The sequence below is a fragment of the Flavobacterium sp. AC274 genome (assembly GCF_979258275.1).
The window spans coordinates 2,341,739-2,356,974 of the sequence record NZ_OZ409852.1 but is presented as its reverse complement, the minus strand read 5'-3'; the positions used below and the strand labels follow the sequence as shown (position 1 = coordinate 2,356,974).

Below are 15,236 nucleotides of genomic sequence, written 5' to 3'. Positions count from 1 at the left end.
GTGCAGCTTACTCACGAAGAAAATCAATTTGAGCGAAAAACATTTCCCATAACTTTGGTTTGTGATCATATTTATTTTCAACAAAATATTGGTTCTCTCTTTAGAATTGCCGAAGCTTTTGGTGTAGAAAATATTATTTTTTTAGGAAAAGATATTCCGCTTACGCCAAGAAAAATTAATAAAACGTCAAGAAGCACACATCTTTATGTGCCACATACAGTAATCGAACAAACGGCTGAAGTTGTCGATTATTTAACTTCAAATAACTTCGAAATCATTGCTTTGGAAATTGCAAGCAGCAGCAAACCTCTTAAAGAAGTTACAATTCCTGACAATCAGAAAATTGCATTGATTGTAGGAAGTGAAATTAACGGAATATCAGATGAAATTTTAAAAATTTCGAACCAAATTGTGCACATTAATATGTTCGGAAAGAACAGTTCGATGAATGTTGTACAAGCCGCAAGTATATCTTTGTACGAAATTACTTCTTAATAAATTTTGTTAAATTTTTGTAAGAACTAGATTATATAAGGGATTGTAAAATTCTCACAAATAATTATTTGTAAATATTTTGCTACGTAAAACTTTTGTTATAAAATTGCGATATTGTTTAACTAATCAACAATATTATAACAAAAACCCCTATTATTATGAAAAAAGTTTTTTTATCCGCAGTTACAGCCTTGTTGTTGTTTTCTTGTCAAAATGACTCAACAGAATCAGGAGATTCAAATGTAAGTGCAATTGCCCACAGAGGATGTGCGACTCAGGAAGTTTTAGAAGCACAATTAAAAGCTGATCCTACGTTAGCTATCAGAATGAATGAAATTGAAGCTTTTACGAACAACGCGTTATTAACCAAACGCTTAGTAAACGGAAAAGTTGAAATTCCGGTAGTTGTAAACGTACTTTACAGAACTACAGCACAAAACATTTCTAATGCTCAGATTCAATCTCAGATTGACGTATTAAACAAAGATTTCAACGCTTTGAACTCTGATTACGGTAATGTTCCTGCTTTATTTTCAGGTGTTAAGGCTAACGTAGGAATTACGTTTGTTTTAGATCAGGTAATTAGAAAATCGACTACAAAAACATCTTGGGGAACAAATGATGCCATGAAAAAAACGGCTCAGGGTGGTATTGCTCCAACTTCTCCAACTACAAAACTTAACTTATGGTCTTGCGCTATTGGTGGCGGAATTTTAGGTTATGCTCAATTTCCTGGTGGAGCTTCTTCTACTGACGGAGTTGTAGTTGATCCTAGATATTTTGGTTTGTCTGGTTCTGCTAATGCTCCTTTCAATTTAGGAAGAACAGCTACTCACGAAGTAGGTCACTGGATGAACTTACGTCACATTTGGGGAGATGCAACTTGCGGAAGCGATTTAGTATCTGATACTCCAACTCATAACGAAGAAAACTATGGTGTACCGGCTTATCCTCACTACAGTACTTGTTCTGGTACTCCGGTAGAAATGACAATGAACTACATGGATTATGTTGATGATAATGCAATGTACATGTTCTCTAACGGACAAAAAAGCAGAATGGCTGCGATTTTTGTAACCGGAGGTCCAAGAGCTGCATTTGGTATCTAAAAGATATTCAATTTCATAAACTAAAAGCGAGATAGTATATATCTCGCTTTTTTTGTATTACCCCAAAAATCTAAAAGCTTTTTCCTATATTTATAATCTAAAACTGAATCATGATCACTTCAAAAATTATTTCTAACGGGATATTACGAGCTTTAACCACTATCTTAGTTGTTGGTATAATTTTATATTTTTTATACGAAATTCAAACCGTAATTGTCTATTTATGTATTTCATTGATATTATGTTTGATAGCCAATCCGTTAGTTCAGTTTTTAAAAAATAAATTAAAATTCGGTAATTCATTGGCGGCCACAACTACCATAATTGTTTTCATATTAACGATGATTGGTTTTATATTTTTGTTTGTTCCGTTGATTATTTCACAAGCCAATAATTTATCCCTTTTGGATACAAATCATTTACAGGCGCAATTTTTAGAAGCCGAAAAAAGCATTGAAACTTACTTTAACATTCCTCACGTAGATTTGAATAAAGTATTGAAAGAATCTAAGATAACATCCATGCTTAGTTTTAGTTATTTTACAGGATTTATCAATTCTATTTTAGGATTCGTTGCCGATATGGGAATGGGATTAGTCTCTGTATTTTTTATTACTTTTTTCTTTATTAAAGATCAGGATAATTTTAAATCGACAGCCAGAAAAATTTTGCCAGATAATAATGAAGATAAAATCATCAATTCTGTTACTAAAATCAATCACTTTTTAACCCGTTACTTTATTGGTTTACTGCTTCAATTAACGGTTGTTTTTATTTTGTATTTAATTGTCTTAATGATTTTTGGAAACAGAAATGCCTTCGTAATTGCTTTTCTATGTGCTATACTAAATATTATTCCGTACATAGGGCCAATTATTGGAACTGTTTTAGCAGGACTTTTAACAATGATTAGCATGATTGGAAGTGATTTTCAAACAGAAATTTTACCAAAAACTATTTATGTAATTATTGGTTTTATGATTGTTCAGGCAATTGATAATAATATTAGCCAGCCCATAATTTCATCAAAAAGTGTAAATTCGCATCCGTTAGAAATATTTCTGATTACTTTAATTAGCGGAATTACTTTTGGAATCGTAGGAATGATTATTGCAATTCCGGTTTTTACAATGGTGAAAGTAATTTTGAAAGAATTTTTTCCTGACAACAAAATTGTCTCCGTATTAACCGAAAGAATTTAGCATTGAACACTTCTATTTTACAACAAAATATTCAAGAATTTATTACCCAAAATAGCGGTGTTTCAATTACAAAATTAGCACTTCAGAAAAATCCTTTTCCGGAAGTAGAATGGATTTCGATTTTAAATCAAATTGAAGCAAAATCAAAAGCAAAAGACAAATTACCAACTTGGTTTTCAACAGAAAACATCGTTTATCCAAGCAAGATTTCTGTAGAACAAACCTCATCTGAAAAAACAGCGGCTTATAAAGCTTCTTTAATTTCGGGTGAAAGTTTAATTGATCTTACAGGAGGTTTTGGTGTAGATGATTATTATTTTTCTAAAAACTTTAAAACTGTTGCACATTGCGAAATAAACGAAGATCTATCAGCGATTGTAAAACATAATTTTGAGCAGTTACAAGTTGACAATTGTGCATTTTATGCGGATGATTCTTCAACTATTTTAAAAAATTCAGAGCAAAAGTGGGATTGGATTTATATCGATCCTTCTCGAAGAAATGATGCAAAAGGCAAAGTTTTTATGCTGAAAGACTGTTTGCCAAATGTTCCGGAATCTTTAGATTTTTACTTCGAAAAAAGCAATTCAATTTTAATTAAAACAGCGCCTTTATTAGATATTTCGGCAGGTTTATCTGAATTAAAATTCGTAAAAAACATTCATATTATTGCTTTGGAAAATGAAGTAAAAGAATTGCTTTTTGAAATTCACAATCATTATTTGGGCGAAATAACCATCAAAACAGCTAATATTTTAAAAGATAAAACTGAAAATTTCGAATTTGTTTTAGGTGACCAATTAGATTTGCCTTTTTATCATTTACCACAAAAATTTCTGTACGAACCAAATTCGGCCATTATGAAATCCGGTGGTTTTGATGAAGTTAGTACTTCTTTCCAAATAAATAAACTGCATAAACATTCTCATTTATATACTTCTGATGAATTGATTGATTTTCCGGGAAGAGCTTTTGAAATTGAAAAAGTGATTTCATACAGCAAAAATGATATGAAAACCGAACTCTTAAATCAGCAGGCAAATATTACTACCAGAAATTTTCCGGATACGGTAGAAAACATTAGAAAAAAGTGGAAAATAAAAAATGGAGGAAATTTGTATTGTTTTTTTACAACAGATAAAAATGATAACAAAATAGTTTTAATTTGCAGAAAAATAACTGAAAAATGAAACAACTAATTACATTAACTTTTTTCCTATTAACCTTTACCGCTTTTGCTCAAAAACCATGTGAATACAGTGCAAATGTATCTGATTCTATTGGTACTTATAAAGTTACAAACGAATACATGATAAGCGAAAAAAACTTTGGCGGAACTTCAAATTATGTGTTCTTTTCATTGGCACAAACTGATGGTTTACCAACCTTAAACCTGCAATTGATTCAAAAAAGCAAAGATTTTGTAAAAGCAAATTGTTTTGACAAAAATTCAAAAGTATTTTTACAATTGCAAAACGGTAAAATCGTAACGCTAATTCATATCGATCAGGAAAACTGCGGAACTCTTATTCGCGATAAAGAATACAACAACAGGGTAACTACGGGAATTTTTATGTTTATGAAAGATAATTTTGAAGAACTAAAAAAATCTCCTGTTACGATTATGCGAATTAAATATTTAACTGATATTGAAGATTATATCGTAAGAAGCGAATTAACTTCTGAAATGAACAAAAAAGTATATCATCCGGATACTTATTTCATGGAAAACATTCGATGCGTTGAATAACTATTCGCTATTTCTCATAAAAAAACCATTCCGCAAAACGGAATGGTTTTTAAATTTTAAAATGACTTTAATTTAATAACTAACTTTTTTTGTCTCAGTTCGATTATTATCTAAAACAACTTTTACTATCAAAATCTGATGACGGTTAGTTAAATTATCTATAACCAATTTTGAATCGCCAATTTTCTCTTTTTTGTAGAGTAAACTACCTGACATATCATAAACAAGGACCTCATCAATATTTTCATTCAAAGTTTCAACGTTAATCACTTTGTTTTTAGAAGCTATTGAAATTGTATTGTTTGCCGATGCTGGGTTTTCTGGTGCAAAAAATTGATAAGGAACACCAACTGTTATGTCCTGATCACAACCTTGCTCTGAAAGTATTTTTAGAAGATAAGTGCCCGATGTCAAATCAGCAATTAGTAAAGAACCTGTATTTGATTCGTAAATTGTTCCGCCTGGACTAATCGCTACCAACGAATTACCCTCAGGTAAATTTTCTACAAAAATACTTCCCAAAGATCCGGATGTTTGTGGTGTAGTTGAAATTATAACGGCTACTTCATTAACAGTCACAGATATAGAATATGGACTACTGCTTATACCACTCGCATTTTTAACAGTCAATGTTCCGGTATAAGTTCCCCCAGCAGTTCCCCCAGGCACATTAATCTTAATTTGACTGGCAGGTAATGCTGCATCTGTAACGGCTGCAAAACTATTTGTTGGAGAAGAATCCCAAACAATACTATAAGAGACAGGAGATCCTGTTGTTGCACTGTAGCTTAACGCTGCTCCTTGCGCATTATCGCTTGAACAAACAGCATTTGTTGATTCTGCTACTGTTATTGTTGGTGGTAGTACTACATCATTCACTTGTATTGTTACTGCTAGATCCGTTTTACAAGTTCCGCTATAAATAGTCAGTAGTCCAACATAGGTTCCTGACGGGACATTTGGAGATATTTCAATTGTATTTATCACGCCTCCGCCTGGAGCTGCAGTGAATGGAGTTAAACCTTGGTTTTGTATTGGACTGTTAGTGGAAATAACATTCCATTTAACAGAATACTCTGTAGGGTTTCCTGTAACTGCAGTATATGCTAATGATGTTGTTTGCGAACTGGTACTTGTAAAAACCGGTGTAATTTCTCCATTTGTTGTAATTGTAGGAAGTGGATTTACAGTTACTGTAAAAAGTGAGCCTGCACTACTAACACCACTCGCATTTTTAACAGTCAATGTTCCGGTATAAGTTCCCTCAGCAGTTCCCCCAGGCACATTAATCTTAATTGGACTGGCAGGTAATGCTGCATCTGTAACGGCTGCAAAACTATTTGTTGGAGAAGAATCCCAAACAATACTATAAGAGACAGGAGATCCTGTAGTTGCACTATAACTTAATGCTGCTCCTTGCGCAGAAACTCTTGAACAAACAGCATCTGTTGATTCTGCTGCTGTTATAGTGGGTGCTTCAGGGTTAATTACTATTGATACTTCCTGAGCTGCTGAGATACAAGTTCCATTGTAAATAACCAAACTTCCAATATAGGTTCCAGGCGGAACATTAGGAGATACTTCAATTGTATTTATTACACCTCCGCCGGGAGCAAAAGTGAATGAAGTTGTACCTTGATTTTGCATTGGACTATTACCTGAAAAAACGTCCCACTCAATATAATATCCTATGGGATTCCCTGTAACTGCAGCATATGTTAATGATGCAATTTGCGAGTTCGTACTTGTAAAAACTGGGGAGATTGTTCCATCTGTTGTAATTGTAGGTTTTTCATTTATAGTTACAGTAAAAGATGAGCCTGTACTAACTACGCCACTTGCATTTTTCACAGTCAATGTACCGGTATAAGATCCCTCTTCAGTTCCCGCAGGAACATGAATACCGATAGGACTTTCAGGTAATGCTGCATCTGTAACTGCTGCAAAACTATTTGCAGGAGAAGAATCCCAAACAATACTATAAGAAACTGGAGAACCCGTTGTTTCACTATAATATAAATTTGTTATTCGCTCTTCATCAGCTGGACAAATAGGAAAGGTTCCGTCTGATATGGTTATAGTTGGTAAATCCACTACCGTTACAGTTGTGGGCTCAGAACTTACAATTTCACAATTACCACTTCGTACAACAGCTCTAAATTGTGTAGTTTCTGTTAATGGTTCTGAAAAATAAATAGAACTTATATTTGCGATATCAACCCATGTCGTAAACGGGCTTACAGATGACTGCCACTTAAGAACGAATCCTGTATGATCAATTAATTTCAGTAAACCACTTGTTTCACCAGGATTAATTGTTGTGCCACCAATTACTGTTCCGCCAACAGTTGCTGGGAATATTGTTATGGTTACCGGATATTGAGAACTGCAAAATTCATTTTCTAATGTAAATAATCCTTCATAGGTTCCCGGCAAAGCATTTGCTGGTATTGCTATTTCGATTTTTCCTCCATCTGGATCAAAATTTTGTAATGTATCAGGAATATCTGAAAGGAAGGCTTCATTTGCCGCATTGTCCCAATCAATAGCATAACTTGTAGCATTTCCGGAAGAAGCAGTATATGTTAAAGCAGATACCGAAGCGCTACCTGCACAAACTACAGAGAATTCTTCGTCTGTTGTAAGTGTTGGAGTTGCATTTACAGTTACAGTAAAAATTGAACCTGCACTTGTACCCCCGTTTGCATTTTTTACAGTTAATGTTCCGGTATAAGTTCCGGCAGTAGTACCTGGTGGAACAGTAATCTCGATAAACTGAACAGTGCCCCCAGACAATGGTTTATCAATAACCGCTGCAAAACTGTTTAAAGGAGAAGAATCCCATACTATACTGTATGTAATTGGAGACCCGGTCGTTTCACCATATACTAACAGTACCTCCTGCTCTACTGCACTCGAACATGCACTAGTTGTCGATATTATCTCTATTGTAGGTAAATCCTCTACCGTTACAGTTGTTGCAGCAGAATTTACAACCGGACAAAATCCATTTCGTACAACTGCTCTAAATTGTGTAGTTTCTGTTAGTACTCCTGAAGTGTAAGTTGTATTTGTATTGTCAATATCTTCCCAGGTCGTAAACGGACTCACTGATGACTGCCATTTAACAACAGATCCTGTATGGCCTGATAAAGTCAGTAAACCACTTGTTTCTCCGGAATTAATTGTTGTTCCGCCAGTTACTGTTCCTCCAACAGCTTGCCCAATTATTGTTATGGTTACCGTAGATGCAGAACTGCAAGATCCATTTTTTACTATAAATGATCCGTTATAGGTTCCCGGTAAAGCATTTGCAGGTATTTGGATTTGGACTCCTCCACTTGAAGCAAAATTATATGAAGTATCAGGGATATCCGCTAACAAAGCTGCATTTGCTGCGTTATTCCAATCAAGGGCATAACTTGTAGGATTACCAAAAGAAGCAACATAAAATAAAGTTGATGTTTGTGAATTGCCGTTTGCACAAATTAGAGAAAATACTCCATCTGATATAATTGTAGGAGTTTCATTTATAGTTACAGTAAAAACTGAACCTGTACTTATACCACCGTTTGCATTTTTTACAGTCAATGTTCCGGTATAAGTTCCGGCGGCAGCTTCGGCAGGAACTGCAATCGTAATTGGACTAGATGGCAATACTGCATCTGTAACAGCTGTAAAGCTATTTGCAGGAGAAGAATTCCAAACTATACTATAGGTAATTGGAGATCCCGTTGTTGCACTGTAACTTAGAGCTGTACTTTGTGCATCATCACTCGTACATACACTATTTGCAGCTAATCCCGTTATAGTGGGTAAAGGCACTACTGTAACCGTTGTTGCAGCAGAATTTGCTGCAGCACAAGCACCACTCTGAACAACTGCTCTAAATTGCGTAGTTGCTGTTAATGTTCCTGAAGTATAAGTTGTATTTGTATTTGCAATATCAACCCATGTCGTAAACGGACTTACAGCTGACTGCCACTTAACAACAGATCCTGTATGGCCTGATAAAGTTAACAAACCACTTGTGCTTCCTGCATTAATTGTTGTTCCGCCAGTTACTGTTCCCGCAACTGTTGCAGGCGAAATAATTACTATGGCTGTATTATTAGCATTAATAGTTGAAGAACAAGACTGAGAAGTAATTTTGGTTACTGTTATTGTGCTAGAACCCACAGTATTTAATCCTACTGCTGTAAAAACACCGGTTCCTGCTGTGCTCACTGTTAAATTTGCTGTTAATGCTGTAGCACTGGGATTACTTCTGTTATAAGTCACTACGTAATTACCAACCGGTAATGATGATGCGCCAGAAGTTAACGTTACTGTTGATGTTGTACCATTAGAAGCACACACATTAGTGGCTGTTGTACTGGTAACATTATAAGTTGGGCACGTATAAGAAATAGTTAGCTGACCTGCCGCACCAGTTCCTCCAACTTGAGCAGCACCTAATGCAGAATTTATTGCCCCACCGCCACCGCCACCTGGAGATGAACCAGCATTCCCGGGTGCAGTACCCAGAATTAAACTCGATAACGATGCACCTCCTGCACCTCCTGCGTTACCCCCAGCACCACCAGCTCCTGAAGAAAGCAATAATGATAATAGTGATGTACTACCATTGCCTCCTGAAGTTCCTGCAAAACGAACTGTTCCTTTAGAATTGGCAACTGTTCCTCCAATTCCTCCTACTGGTGTTCCACCTGCATTGTTTGCTCCTCCACCTGAACCACCAGCGGCTAGAAATAAAGATTCATAACCTGAAATGGTAGAATTGCCCCCTGCTGAACCATTAGCTCCGGAAGCTCCCAAAGTTTGACCAGCCACCACTACATTTAAGGTAGCTCCGGGAGTAACTGTAAGTGTGGAGCTTGCAAAGGCACCTCCACCTCCACCGGCAGCACCTCTTCCTAAAAGCAATCCGGCACCGCTCGCGCCTCCGCCGGATCCTCCTCCGCCCCATGCACTTACATTAATAGAAGTTACACCATTAGGAACAGGAAATGCTCCATTGGTGACAAATGTTTTCGTGGTCTGCGCCCAGGAAAAAGTAATAATAAAAACGAGCAATAAACATAATTTTAGTCTCATAATAATTTTTTTTAATGGTTAAAAAAACTTTTGTTAATAATGAGGCTTATACAAAAACAGAAGCATATCTGACTAAAAGGAGTTAGTCAATGGCATTCTTTCGCAGGAGTATATAAAAAATGTAAAACACTATATAATAGATAGTTACAAAAATAGAATAATGAAATTAACCAAAAAAACTGATCGATACTAGATAATTCAGTATATTATTATGCACTTTGACAGATAAAATAAGATTATTCTCTCTTTTTTAACATCCAAAATAATAATTTGTTAGAATTAACTTTTTTTACATCTTCAATATATAAGTTTAATCCTATATAAATGAAAATCAAATTATTATATCTTCAAGTTTTATAAACAGATATAAATCACGACAAAAAATACAAACGGAGTAATTAAAGAAATTTTATATGTAAGGAAAACAATTTTAAAGAACTAAAAATTGTCTGCTACGATTATGCGAGTTAAATATCTTATTGATATTAACAATAAGATCTAAGAAGCGATAAACTTCTTAAATGAATAACAAAATATACTTTGTGGATAATTTGGACATGTGGGATCGTTATTCGCAATCCCATTTTTGATTGGAAACCTTATCTTTTAAACCGGTTTTTAAATTATAATGCCACCATTCTGAATCGAATGAATTAAAGCCATTGGCAATCATTGTTTTTTTAAGATAAGCACGATTTGATTTTATTTTACCCGAAAGTTTGGTATAATTATGGCTCGCTTTAATTCCGAAGAAATCAAAAGGAGTTCCCATATCAACTTCTTTTCCATTGGCGTCAACTATAGAAATATCAACCGCTCCCCCTCTATTATGGATTGAACCTTTTTTTGGATCTGCGACATACTCCGGATTCGATACAATTTCCCACATTCTTTTTTGTATGAATAAAGGTCTGTAACAATCGTACAGCTTTATTTTATAGCCTTTTTTCATAAAATCTTTATTGGCTGCAATTAGTGCCTGCACAGTTTTCAAACGTAAAACACACTCGGCACAATCATACACTTTGGCTTTCAGAAAATTATCTTCAGTGGCATATTTCATATCATAGATAAAATCTTTGCTATAATCTTTTAAATTCACAAAAGTTGTATCGGCAATCTCCTGTTTTACCGGGCTTGAATAAGTCTCATTTTGAGCATTCATGGAAATTGCAGAGAAAAAAATCCAAAAATGAATGAGAATTGAGTAGGTATCAGAAGATTTATTTTCATTGTGAAGATTTTTATTGTGTGAAGTAAATATAGTCAAAACGCTTAAAACAAAAAAACTGGCTCTAAAATCAAAGTTAATTATAGTTAAAAACATAAGCTTTAATTGTAACACTTTTCAATAATTCTTGTCTTATAATTAGAATTCATTTATCTTTCAAATTATGTGCAATAAAACAATCCTATTATTTATAAGTTTATTTTTAGCTGTTATCAATTTATCGGCTCAGCAAACAAAAGCTACGAAATTGACGAACCAAACAAGCGATTATGATATTCAGGATAGCGTATCGGTAAAAACCCGTGATGGCGCGATTTTATCAGCCATAATTGTTCGCAAAAAAGAAGATAATACTCCGAAACCGGTAATTCTTCAATATACAATTTACGTCAGAGACAAAGGCAGAGATTTAAAAACCTTAAAAGAAGCTGCAGATCATGGTTATGTTGGTATAATGGTATATAGCAGAGGAAAACGGTTTAGCCCAAATGAAATAAATCCGTACGAGAATGAAAGCACCGATGTTTATGACGCCATTGACTGGATTAGTAAACAAAAATGGTGCAACGGAAGTGTTGGAATGTTTGGCGGCAGTTATAATGGTTTTACGCAATGGGCGGCTTGCAAAACAGTTCATCCGGCGCTAAAAACAATTGTTCCGTATGTTGCTAACAGACCCGGAATGGGTTTGCCAATGGAAAATAATATTTTTATTAATCCAAATTATGAGTGGTCTTTTTATGTTAGCAATAATAAATATTTAGATACGGTTTCAGGAAATAACAGACAGCGTTTTAGAACAATGCAATCAAAATGGTGGGAATCCGGTACAGCCTACAAAAAACTGGACAGCATAGATGGAGAACCAAACCGATTGTTTCAAAAATGGATAAGTCATCCTGCATTTGATAATTACTGGCAAAAAATGGCTCCGTACAAATTAGATTTTGCGCAAATAAATATTCCTGTTTTAGCTTTTGATGGATATTATAACGATTCTCAAAATTCAAGTTTATATTATTTACGAGAACTTCAAAAATACAATCCCAATACGCCAGCTTATTTAATTATAGGTCCATACGGGCATTTTGGAACTCAAATTGGCGGTGAAGCTGTTATAAATGATTATAAAGTTGATTCGTTGGCATTAATCGATATCAAAAAAATTACGTATCAATGGTTTGATTTTATTTTGAAGAACGGAACTAAACCAGAAGTGTTAAAAGATAAAATCAATTATCAGGTTATGGGCGCAAACTCATGGCGAAGTGCTCCTTCAATAGATAAAATGCACAACGACTTTCTGACTTTTTATTTAACAAATACTAAGTCTGGAAATTTTTATACGGCAAACTCTAAAAAATCCGGTAAAAAAGATTTTCTATTACAACAAATAGATCTTGCTGACAGACAGAAAAGCAACAACAACGATTATTATCCAGATCCGATAATTAAAAAAGAAATTGATACAACGAGCGGATTTTGTTTTATAAGTGATCCATTAAAAGAATCGATAATTGTAAACGGTTCTTTTTTGGGAGAATTAAAAATAAGTATCAATAAAAGAGATGTTGATTTGGCTGTAACTGTTTATGAAGTATTACCAAATGGCGAATATTTTCATTTGTCCTATTACATTGGCCGCGCCAGTTATGCCAAAAATATTGAAAAAAGACAACTGCTAAAACCTGATGCTATTGAAACAATTTCTTTTTCGAATACGCATTTGGTAAGCAAGCAATTAAGCAAAGGAAGCAGATTGCTTATTGTTGTCGATGTAAATAAAAATTCGTTTTCTCAATTAAATTATGGAACCGGTAAAGAAGTAAGCGATGAAACTATTAAAGATGCAAAAGTGCCTTTGCAAATAAAATGGTATACTGATAGTTTTGTAAAAATTCCTGTTTTGAGATAACAAAATCAAATCATTTTATGGCGAATTTCCTTGTACTTAGATCGGCCTACAGGCAAAAGTTCGGCGTTTTTAAGTAACATGCTGTATTTACCTCCGGGTTCTACAATGAGTTTGTCGGCTTCATTCCAGCAGACAATAAACGATTTATGTATTCGCTCGAAAGTTGAGGGAAGTAATTTTTCCAGAGATTCTAAAGATTTATCATGAAGTTCAATACGGTTATCTGATAAATGCAATTCGGTATAAATTCCCGCGCCTTTAATATATCGGATATCTTTAATGGGGACCAGTCTAATGGCTTTCCCTTTTTTTACTGCTAAAAACTGAAGATCTCCATTGGGTTGTTTTTCTGGTGACGTAAAACGTCTAAAAGCTTGTGTCAATCTGTTTTCATCAAAGGGCTTGCCTACAAAGTCCAGAACTCCATAACCAAATGCTGTAATTGCCTTATCTGTATAAGCCGAAATAATAATGGTTTGAAATGACCTTGCTACCACATTTTGCAGAACATCAAACCCATCTTCGCCGTTTAAATTCAAATCCAGCAATAGCAAATCGATTGAATTTTGATCAATGATACTTAATCCGTTTTCAACTGAATCACAAAGTAAAATCTCAGTCTCCTTATCAAAAAAATCCCGGGTCATTCTTTCTATTCGTTTGGCAATTCTGGCCTCGTCTTCAATAATCAGAATCTTCATCTTTTATCAAAAATTTTAATTGTTGTCATCCAGCCTTCCTCTACTTCATGAGAGTCAAAATGCCAGTTGGTACCGTAACTTTCATTCAATCTGGCACTGATATATTTAAAACCTGTTCCGTTACTTTTCTCTTTTCTAGTTTTTCGGTTTTTTGCAATCGTTTGTAATGTATATTCTTTATAGTTTTTTTCTTTTGTAAAACTTAAACAAAAACAAATGCAGCCTTTTTTGGGTGGTAAACTGTGTGTAATTCCGTTTTCAATAATGGTATGAATAATCGCAGGCGGAATTTCTTCATTTTCATCAATATTTTTTTCCTCCCAATCGTAGCAAACTTCTTTACGAAAAGACATTACTTCCAGATGCTTTCGACACAATTCAATTTCTTGTCTAATAGGAATAAGTGTATCTTCGGAAATGGCATTCATAATATCAAATTCGTCTGCCAGTGCGCGAATAAATACAACGCCTTGCTGTGGTGATTCTTCAACCCAATCGATCAACGAGGTCAAAGTATTTCGAAGAAAATGCGGCTGAATATTTTTCTTGATCAGTTCTAACTGCAATCTTGACGAAAGTAATAAGGATGCATTATGAGCCTCTTCGATTGCTTTTGCCCGAATGGTATGAAGATACAACATAGAAAGTACGATGATGGTAAAAGCGATAAACAATCCAAAATCATAGAAAATATAGCGATTAACAACGACACTTACCAGTAAGCCCGCGACAACAATCGATCCGCCTTTGATTTTTCGGAATGTGGCATTTGCAGCTATAATAATAGAAACAAGACACATGGCATAACTAAAATAAATCGCCGTTATATCATAATGTCCATAATTAGTAATATAGATTACAATAAGACTGGTAAACAAAAGAAACAAAAACAACCGCTTTTTTTGAAGTCAAACTGCAGCATAAAATACCACGGAACCAGAATTGAAATGGCAAAGGTGAGCAAGCCCACGATTTGTAAACGGGTATAAAATTGAGTATACGGAATGTCTACATAAAATTTGAGATATTCTACAATTAAAAGACAGAAGAAAAGCAGACAAATTATGCCAAAAACCAAAACAGTTGTTTCTTTACGAGTGCTGTTTATGTATAGAAAAAAATAATAAATAGCAGCAATAAGAAAAGCTCCTGCCATGAGATTCATAAAAGACATTACAATAAGCGGCGAGCGATGAAGTCTTAAAAAGCTTTCGAGTCTTATATCAATTCCACGATTTGCTTCTCGCAATTGGGTTTGTGTTCCAATAATAGTGATCATGTGTAAGCCAATATTGCCTCTTTTTTCGGGTATTTCGTAATACGTCGTTTCAGTGCCAGCTACTTCGGGCTGACCAGATTTGACCATTTTACCGTTGCTTCCCACAAAAATACCATCCCAATAAACATCAAAAGCACCAAAACCATTCACCTGTAAACCTAATGGTCCGGCATTATTATCCCGTTTAATCAGCTTTACCGGTATTTGAACTTTAAAAACATCTTCTGCAGATTTACCCAGATAATCTTGTACACGATCTTCATTAACATAGTAAGAATAAGATGCATCCGATTTCACATAATCAGTATACTGCTTACATGAGGTGAACAAAAGCAGAACAAAAGTGGTGAAAAAGGCAAATCTATACATAAGATAAAGATAGAATAAATATCGAATTGAGAAATGCATTTCAAAAGCTCTTGGAGCCGTTTGCATGTTTTAAAAGGTCATATTTTGT

The 15,236-nt window shown here is 34.5% G+C and carries 11 protein-coding genes; 6 read left to right on the top strand and 5 right to left on the bottom strand.

The window, feature by feature from the left end:
* The 5 genes from ACZZZT_RS11020 (at position 1) to ACZZZT_RS11000 (ending at position 4,556) form a co-directional block, all read left to right on the top strand.
* Positions 1-495, top strand: a complete 495-nt coding sequence (locus ACZZZT_RS11020) for a TrmH family RNA methyltransferase (RefSeq protein ID WP_463460397.1) — start codon at positions 1-3, stop codon at positions 493-495.
* Positions 496-653: 158 nt separating this feature from the next.
* Complete coding sequence (locus ACZZZT_RS11015) at positions 654-1,604, top strand: zinc metalloprotease (RefSeq protein WP_463460396.1); 951 nt, start codon at positions 654-656, stop codon at positions 1,602-1,604.
* A gap of 110 nt (positions 1,605-1,714) precedes the next feature.
* Positions 1,715-2,806: an AI-2E family transporter gene (locus ACZZZT_RS11010; protein ID WP_073395120.1), complete on the top strand. Its 1,092-nt coding sequence runs from the start codon at positions 1,715-1,717 to the stop codon at positions 2,804-2,806.
* A 2-nt stretch (positions 2,807-2,808) separates the two neighbouring features.
* Complete coding sequence (locus ACZZZT_RS11005) at positions 2,809-3,996, top strand: THUMP-like domain-containing protein (protein ID WP_463460395.1); 1,188 nt, start codon at positions 2,809-2,811, stop codon at positions 3,994-3,996.
* Positions 3,993-4,556 carry a hypothetical protein gene (locus ACZZZT_RS11000; protein ID WP_042565064.1) on the top strand — a complete coding sequence of 188 codons (564 nt, stop codon included), beginning with the start codon at positions 3,993-3,995 and terminating at the stop codon, positions 4,554-4,556. Before ACZZZT_RS11005 ends, ACZZZT_RS11000 begins: the two co-directional genes overlap by 4 nt.
* Before the next feature lie 72 nt (positions 4,557-4,628).
* Here the strand turns inward: ACZZZT_RS11000 and ACZZZT_RS10995 are convergent, their stop codons facing one another.
* Positions 4,629-9,653: a T9SS sorting signal type C domain-containing protein gene (locus tag ACZZZT_RS10995; RefSeq protein WP_463460394.1), complete on the bottom strand. Its 5,025-nt coding sequence runs from the start codon at positions 9,651-9,653 to the stop codon at positions 4,629-4,631.
* 568 nt (positions 9,654-10,221) lie between these two features.
* The gene (locus ACZZZT_RS10990) at positions 10,222-10,818 is read right to left on the bottom strand and encodes a M15 family metallopeptidase (protein ID WP_463462413.1); all 597 of its coding nucleotides are present in this window, start codon (positions 10,816-10,818) and stop codon (positions 10,222-10,224) included.
* A 313-nt stretch (positions 10,819-11,131) separates the two neighbouring features.
* Between ACZZZT_RS10990 and ACZZZT_RS10985 the strand changes: the two genes are divergently transcribed.
* Positions 11,132-12,799 carry a CocE/NonD family hydrolase gene (locus tag ACZZZT_RS10985; protein WP_463460393.1) on the top strand — a complete coding sequence of 556 codons (1,668 nt, stop codon included), beginning with the start codon at positions 11,132-11,134 and terminating at the stop codon, positions 12,797-12,799.
* Positions 12,800-12,804: 5 nt separating this feature from the next.
* On the opposite strand, the gene ACZZZT_RS10980 is transcribed toward ACZZZT_RS10985, so the two are convergent.
* The 3 genes from ACZZZT_RS10980 to ACZZZT_RS10970 are packed head-to-tail and all read right to left on the bottom strand — an operon-like array spanning position 12,805 to position 15,076.
* A complete protein-coding gene (locus tag ACZZZT_RS10980; protein WP_463460392.1) occupies positions 12,805-13,500 on the bottom strand; it encodes a LytR/AlgR family response regulator transcription factor in 696 nt (231 codons plus the stop codon).
* The gene (locus tag ACZZZT_RS10975; protein ID WP_463460391.1) at positions 13,497-14,393 is read right to left on the bottom strand and encodes a histidine kinase; all 897 of its coding nucleotides are present in this window, start codon (positions 14,391-14,393) and stop codon (positions 13,497-13,499) included. Before ACZZZT_RS10975 ends, ACZZZT_RS10980 begins: the two co-directional genes overlap by 4 nt.
* A complete protein-coding gene (locus tag ACZZZT_RS10970; protein ID WP_463460390.1) occupies positions 14,357-15,076 on the bottom strand; it encodes a hypothetical protein in 720 nt (239 codons plus the stop codon). The genes ACZZZT_RS10975 and ACZZZT_RS10970 overlap by 37 nt, the downstream gene beginning before the upstream one ends.
* Positions 15,077-15,236: the final 160 nt, after the last annotated feature.

Excerpts from the sequence above, each read along its gene's own strand:
- ACZZZT_RS11015 (WP_463460396.1), top strand. The coding sequence starts at position 654 with ATGAAAAAAGTTTTTTTATCCGCAGTTACAGCCTTGTTGTTGTTTTCT.
- ACZZZT_RS11010 (WP_073395120.1), top strand. The coding sequence starts at position 1,715 with ATGATCACTTCAAAAATTATTTCTAACGGGATATTACGAGCTTTAACC.
- ACZZZT_RS11000 (WP_042565064.1), top strand. The coding sequence starts at position 3,993 with ATGAAACAACTAATTACATTAACTTTTTTCCTATTAACCTTTACCGCT.
- ACZZZT_RS10995 (WP_463460394.1), bottom strand. The coding sequence starts at position 9,653 with ATGAGACTAAAATTATGTTTATTGCTCGTTTTTATTATTACTTTTTCC.
- ACZZZT_RS10990 (WP_463462413.1), bottom strand. The coding sequence starts at position 10,818 with ATGAATGCTCAAAATGAGACTTATTCAAGCCCGGTAAAACAGGAGATT.
- ACZZZT_RS10980 (WP_463460392.1), bottom strand. The coding sequence starts at position 13,500 with ATGAAGATTCTGATTATTGAAGACGAGGCCAGAATTGCCAAACGAATA.